The following is a 5,870-nucleotide window of genomic DNA, read 5'->3' as shown; positions in this document are numbered from 1 at the left end:
AACCTTCCCAGGTCCTGCTTGCTCTCCACCAGGTCCAGCACGTCGCCAATGCGGAAGCCGGGATCCACCGGGTGCAGGGCGTCGTAGATCGAGCGGGCGAAGGCGAGATCCGCCGGGGTCTTCACGCGCCAGTCGAGGCTGGACCAGTCGCGCACGGCGCGCAGGTGGGCCTGGCGGAAGCGGCCCGGCTGGTTGCGGATGGCGGCGGTCGGCGAGATGCGGGCCAGCGGGTCGCGCTCCTCGGCGGCGGCGGTGCGCAGGGTCTGGGCGGCGATGACCTCGACCTCCAGCCCGGCCGGATAGGTGCGATGCACGCGGTTGGAGGCGTAGTCGGCGCCGGTGCTCAGGGCCAGGCGGACCGTCTGGTCGATCAGGCCCGGATCGACGAAGGGCGCATCGCCCTTCAGCCGAACGATGTGGCTGACCGGGCCGGCGGCCTCGGCGCAGCGGGCGATGCGATCGAGAATGTCGGCGCCGGCCCCGCGATAGACGGTGACCCCGCGCGACACCAGGAAGCCCGCCAGCGCGTCGTCGGCGGCCTGGTCGCTGGTGGCGACGATGATCTTGGAAAGGGTGCGCGCCTCGCGGATCCGCTCAAGCTGGCGCAGGATCATCGGCTGTCCCTGGAGGGTGGCCATCGCCTTGCCGGGCAGACGGCTGGAGCCCATGCGGGCCTGCAGGACAGCGAGGATCATCGGCTTTGCCTCCCTTCGAGGCGTCTTCTCGGTTCTTTCTTGAACCTTGAGCTTTGAATCGGCGACCCCGCTAGGCGACCCAACGTCGCGGGTCGAGGGCCACCGGATCGTCGATGGCCATCTCGTCCCAGTCGAGGTCCGGCGGCGGGCTGGAAGCGGCGGCGACGACGGCCGACAATTCGGCGGCCGAGGTCACGCCCACGATCACGGCCGAAGCTTCCGGGCGCGACAGGGCGAAACCCAGGGCGGCCTGCAGCGGGTCGGAACGGCCTTCGGCGATCATGCGGCGCACGCGCGACAGGCGGCCCGAGGCCCCCTTCAACTGGGCCGGCACGCGGTCGGGCGGCAGGAACAGCAGGCCGTTGAGGAAGATCGAGCGCAGTTGCACCTCGATGCCCATGCCGGCGATGCGTTGCAGCGAGCCGTCGGCCAGCAGGCGCTGGTCGAGCAGGCTGGCCGGCGCCTGGATGATGTCGGGCTTGAAGCGGCGGGCCACGCCCACCGGATCGTCGGTGGCGTGGGCGGAGATGCCGATGTTGCGGAACAGGCCCTGCTCGCGCAGGCGGTGCAGGCGGTCCCACATGGCCGGGCCATGGGCGCCGAACAGTTCCGACGGCGATTGCACGATGATGGCGTCGGCGCGTTCCAGGCCCATGCGGCGCAGCGAGGCGCGGGCCTCGGCCTCGACGAAGTCGGGACCACGGTCGGCGCGGGCGGCGGCCATGGTGACGCGGCACGAGACCGGACGCGGGATCAGGTCGCCGAGCACCGACTCCGAACGGCCATAGACGCCCGAGACGTCCAGCACCGACAGGCGGGCGCGCGCGGCGATGTTCAGGATGTCACGCGCCTCGATCTCGGGGGAACGCGAACGCGGCGACGCGTTCATGCCGTCCAGTCCGAACTGGGCGGCGGCGAGACCGAGCTTGGAGACGGTGAGCGACATGAAAATCCGCGTCGGGTGAGCACCAATGTCGGGCAGCGTACGCGCCAAGGTTTGAAGAAGGCGTTTCTGGAAACTTGCCGAGGGGTTAAGATCGGGCCGATGGACCTTACCGATCCCGCCGTCCTTTCCGGCTCCGAATGGCCCATGCACGGCCTGGCCGACGACATCCGGCCGGCCCTTGAAAAGGCCCTGGCGGAAGGGCCCGCGGTCCTGGCCACCATCATCGCCCTGGAGGGCGGCGGGCCGCGCCCTGTCGGCACGCAGATGCTTTTCGCGCAAGGTTTTGCGAGCGGCTTCCTGTCGGGCGGCTGCATCGAGGGCGACGTCGAGATCCACGCCCGCGCGGTGCTGGAAACCGGCGCGCCCCGGCGCCTGGTCTATGGCGAGGGCAGCCCCTGGCCCGACATCCGCCTGCTGTGCGGGGCGCGCATCGAAATCCTTGTCGAGCGCCTAGACCCCGACGATGTCGCCGTGCGCGACCTTTTGACTCACGCAACCGAAAGGCGGCCGGCGGTCTGGTTCAGCGATGGGACGGGACGGCTCTGCGCACGCAAGGAGTCGGCGCCGCCCCCCTGGCCCGGCGCCTTTCGCCGGGGGTTCGATCCGGTTCCACGCCTGGTGGTGATCGGCGGCGACCCGACCGCCCTGGCCCTGGCGAGCCTCGGCGCCCAGGCCGGGTTCGAGGCCACCCTGGTCCGTCCCAAGGGACCGCTCGCGCCGCCGCCCCTGGCCGGCGTCGGCTACAGCCGCGACACGCCGGGCCAGGCCCTGGCCGCGATCGGCCTGGACCCCTGGACGGCGGTGGCGGTGTGCGGCCACGACCTGGCCCTGGACCACGAGGCCCTGCTGGCCGCCCTGCCCTCGCCGGCCTCTTACGTCGGCCTGCTGGGCGCCCGGCGGCGGCTGGCCGAACGGATCACGGCGCTGCGGGCGGCGGGTCTGACGGAGCGCGACCTGGCCAAGCTGCGCGCGCCCATTGGCCTGGATCTCGGCGGCAAGGCCCCGTTCGAGGTGGCGATCGCCGTCATCGGCGAGATCATCGCGGCGCGGCATGGGCAGCCAGCGCTGGAGAGAAGGGCGCATTCTAATCCCTCTCCCCTTGCGGGAGAGGGTGGCCCGCGTAGCGGGTCGGGTGAGGGGTCGAAAGCCCTGTCCGCCGCGACGACGGACCGACCGGGCGGCGCGTTGGACGTCTGAGAGACCCCTCATCCGTCGGCTTCGCCGCCACCTTCTCCCGCAAGGGGAGAAGGATCAGCCCTTCCAATCCCCCGACTTCCCGCCGGTCTTCTCGACCAGCCGCACGGCCTCGATGACCATGCCCTTCTCGGCGGCTTTCAGCATGTCGTAGATCGTCAGGCAGGCCACCGACACCGCCGTCAGGGCTTCCATCTCGACCCCGGTCGGACCGGTCGTCTTGACCCGAGCGGTGACGGAAAGCCCGCCTTCGCCCGGCTCGACCTCGACCACCACCTTCGACAGGGCCAGCGGGTGGCACAGCGGGATCAGGGATGATGTCTGCTTGGCGGCCATCACGCCGGCCAGTTCGGCCACGGCGCGCACGTCGCCCTTGCGGCCGGTTCCCGAGACGGCCAGCGCCAGGGTCTCCGGCGCCATCCGCACGAAGCCGCTGGCCACGGCCTCGCGCACGGTCGAAGCCTTGTCGGAGACGTCGACCATGCGGGCCCGGCCCTGGTCGTCGATGTGGGTCAGCTTGCTCACGTTTCGATGAGCCCTATCGTTCCAGAAGCCGGGGCATCAGCTCGACCATGTTGCAGGGCTTGTGGCGGCTGTCGAGCTGCGGGCCGATGACCTTGTCCCAGCCGTCCTTCACCGCCCCGTTCGAGCCGGGCAGGCAGAACACGAACACCCCGTCGATCAGCCCGGCCGTGGCCCGCGACTGCAGGGTCGAGAGCCCCACCGTGGCGTAGGACACCAGGTGGAACACCACGGCGAACCCGTCGATCACCTTGTCGAACAGCGGCTGCAGCGCCTCGACCGTCACGTCGCGGCCCGTCAGGCCCGTACCGCCGGTGGAGACCACCGCATCGACCTCTCCGCTCGCGATCCAGCCGCGCACGGTGGCGCGGATCTTCTCGATGTCGTCGCGCACCACCGCCCGACCGGCGAAGTCGTGGCCAGCGGCCTTGACCCGCTCGATCAGGATGTCGCCCGAGGTGTCGGTGCTTTCGTCGCGGGTGTCGGAGACGGTGAGGATCGCCACCCGCACCGGCTTGAACGGCAGTTCCGGCTTGATCCCGCCGCCCGGGGTGAGGCCTGACATGCGATGCTCCCGCTCTAATCCCAACGCTCGGCGTCGGTCCTATCCTGCGCCGTCGGCTCGATCCAGCGGGCGCCGTCCGGGCCATGCTCCTTCTTCCAGAACGGGGCCCGGCTCTTGAGCCAGTCCATCAGGAAGTCGCAGGCCTCGAAGGCGGCCCGGCGGTGTTTCGAGGCCGTGGCCACGAACACCACCGCCTCGCCCGGCGCGATCTTTCCGACGCGATGGACGATCCGCCAGTCCTGCAACCCGAACCGCCCCGCCGCCTCGACCGCGAAGGCCGCGATCGCGTTTTCGGTGAAGCCCGGATAGGCCTCCAGCTCCAGGATCGACGCGTTGCCGCCCTCGGCGCGGGCCAGGCCGACGAAGCTGGCCACCGCCCCGGTTTCGTCGCGGCCCTTGCAGAAGTCGCTCAGCAGCGCCCCGGGCTCGAACGGCGCCTCGGTGAGGGTGATCATCCGCCGCTCATCGGCGGCAGGAAGGCGACCTCGGTCGAGCCGGCCAGCGCCGCCTCGCCCCGCACCAGCGCCTTGTCGACCGCCACCTGCACGCCGGGACCGGCCAGGGCCTCGGCGAGACCCGCGTCATCATTGGCGATGGAGGCGCGCAGGGCCGTGAGGCTTTCCGCCGCGACCTCGCGTTCGCGCCAGCCGGCCTGGTCGGCCAGGCGCCCGAACAGCAGCACGCGGGCCATGGCTAGCCTCCGGTCGTCGACATGTGGCGGGCCACGGCCGGCCGGGGCGCGTCGACCTGGAAGTCGTGGCCCTTGGGCTTGGACCCGATCGCCGCGTGGATCGCCGCCTCCAGCTCGCCGTCGGTGGCCCCGCCGCGCAGCACGGCCCGCAGGTCGCTGGCGTCGTCGCGGCCAAGGCAGGTGTGCAGGGTGCCGGTGCAGGTCAGGCGCACCCGATTGCAGGCGTCGCAGAAATTGTGGCTCAGCGGGGTGATGAAGCCCAGCCGCCCGCCGGTCTCCTCGACCTTGGCGTAGCGGGCCGGACCGCCGGTCGCATAGGCCTGGTCGGTCAGGGTCCAATAGGACGACAGCTCGCGCCGGACGTCCCTGAGTGACAGGAACTGGTCGGTGCGGTCCTCGTCGATCTCGCCCAGGGGCATGGTCTCGATCAGGGTCATGTCGCAGCCGCGCGCATGGGCCCACTGGATCAGGGCGGGCAATTCCTCAGCATTGTCGCGCTTCAGCGCCACGGCGTTGATCTTGACCTGGAGGCCGACCGCCAGGGCCGCGTCGATCCCGCCGATCACCTTGGCCACGTCGCCGCCGCGCGTCAGCCGGCGGAAGAGGTCGGGCTTGAGCGTATCGAGCGAGACGTTGATCCGCTTCACCCCCGCCGCCGCCAAACGTTCTGCGTGCTGGGCCAGCTGGGTGCCGTTGGTGGTCAGGGTCAGCTCGTCCAGCGCGCCGGTCTTCAGGTGGCGCGACAGGCTTTCGACCAGCTCCATGATCCCCTTGCGCACCAGCGGCTCGCCGCCGGTCAGCCGCAGCTTGCGCACGCCCAGGCCGACGAAGGTCGAGGCCAGGCGGTCCAGCTCCTCGAGCGTCAGCACCTCCGCCTTGGGCAGGAAGGTCATGTGCTCGGCCATGCAATAGACGCAGCGCAGGTCGCAGCGGTCGGTCACCGACACGCGCAGATAGCTCACCGCCCGGCCAAAGCCGTCGATCAGGCGGGGGGTGTCGTCAGGGGACGTCATATCCGCGATAGAATAGGCGTCTCGGAGCCTGGCGGAAAGGGAACTGATGCGGCTGGAGGCGATCGTGCTGGCGGCGGGGGCGGCCTCGCGGTTCGGCGGCGGCAAGCTGCTGGCCGATTATCGCGGCCGGCCGCTGCTGGATCATGCGCTGGACACGGCCCTGGCCGCGCCGGCGCGCGGGGTCACGGTCGTGCTGCGCCCCGGCGACGCCGCCGCCCTGACCCTGGTCGAGGCCCGGGCCGAG

Annotated in this window: 9 protein-coding genes; 2 read left to right on the top strand and 7 right to left on the bottom strand. The window is 71.1% G+C overall.

Going from position 1 to position 5,870, the window contains the following annotated elements:
- Both DMC18_RS06295 and DMC18_RS06290 read right to left on the bottom strand, forming a co-directional pair.
- On the bottom strand, window positions 1–695 hold a 695-nt coding region (locus tag DMC18_RS06295), incomplete at its 3' end, for a glycosyltransferase family protein (protein WP_110132775.1).
- Window positions 696–765: 70 nt separating this feature from the next.
- Entirely contained in the window at window positions 766–1,641 is an 876-nt protein-coding gene (locus DMC18_RS06290) for a bifunctional regulator KidO (protein WP_110120936.1), read from the bottom strand.
- Between the two features lie 99 nt (window positions 1,642–1,740).
- On the opposite strand from DMC18_RS06290, the gene DMC18_RS06285 reads away from it, so the two are divergent.
- Entirely contained in the window at window positions 1,741–2,838 is a 1,098-nt protein-coding gene (locus tag DMC18_RS06285) for an XdhC family protein (RefSeq protein ID WP_110132774.1), read from the top strand.
- A gap of 54 nt (window positions 2,839–2,892) precedes the next feature.
- Here the strand turns inward: DMC18_RS06285 and moaC are convergent, their stop codons facing one another.
- The 5 genes from moaC to moaA are packed head-to-tail and all read right to left on the bottom strand — an operon-like array spanning window position 2,893 to window position 5,626.
- On the bottom strand, window positions 2,893–3,360 hold the full coding sequence (gene moaC / locus DMC18_RS06280) for a cyclic pyranopterin monophosphate synthase MoaC (protein WP_110120934.1): 468 nt from the start codon (window positions 3,358–3,360) through the stop codon (window positions 2,893–2,895).
- Between the two features lie 13 nt (window positions 3,361–3,373).
- A complete protein-coding gene (gene moaB / locus DMC18_RS06275; RefSeq protein WP_110120933.1) occupies window positions 3,374–3,922 on the bottom strand; it encodes a molybdenum cofactor biosynthesis protein B in 549 nt (182 codons plus the stop codon).
- A gap of 14 nt (window positions 3,923–3,936) precedes the next feature.
- Complete coding sequence (locus tag DMC18_RS06270) at window positions 3,937–4,377, bottom strand: molybdenum cofactor biosynthesis protein MoaE (RefSeq protein ID WP_110120932.1); 441 nt, start codon at window positions 4,375–4,377, stop codon at window positions 3,937–3,939.
- Window positions 4,374–4,613, bottom strand: coding sequence for a MoaD/ThiS family protein (locus DMC18_RS06265; RefSeq protein ID WP_110120931.1), 240 nt, complete (start codon window positions 4,611–4,613; stop codon window positions 4,374–4,376). Before DMC18_RS06265 ends, DMC18_RS06270 begins: the two co-directional genes overlap by 4 nt.
- Window positions 4,614–4,615: 2 nt before the next feature.
- Entirely contained in the window at window positions 4,616–5,626 is a 1,011-nt protein-coding gene (gene moaA / locus DMC18_RS06260; protein WP_110120930.1) for a GTP 3',8-cyclase MoaA, read from the bottom strand.
- 46 nt (window positions 5,627–5,672) lie between these two features.
- Between moaA and DMC18_RS06255 the strand changes: the two genes are divergently transcribed.
- A partial coding sequence (locus DMC18_RS06255; protein ID WP_158285870.1) for an NTP transferase domain-containing protein occupies window positions 5,673–5,870 on the top strand: 198 nt, incomplete at its 3' end.

The sequence above is a fragment of the Caulobacter sp. D5 genome (assembly GCF_003185805.1).
Classification (GTDB): domain Bacteria; phylum Pseudomonadota; class Alphaproteobacteria; order Caulobacterales; family Caulobacteraceae; genus Caulobacter.
This window is presented reverse-complemented; position numbering and strand designations above follow the sequence as displayed.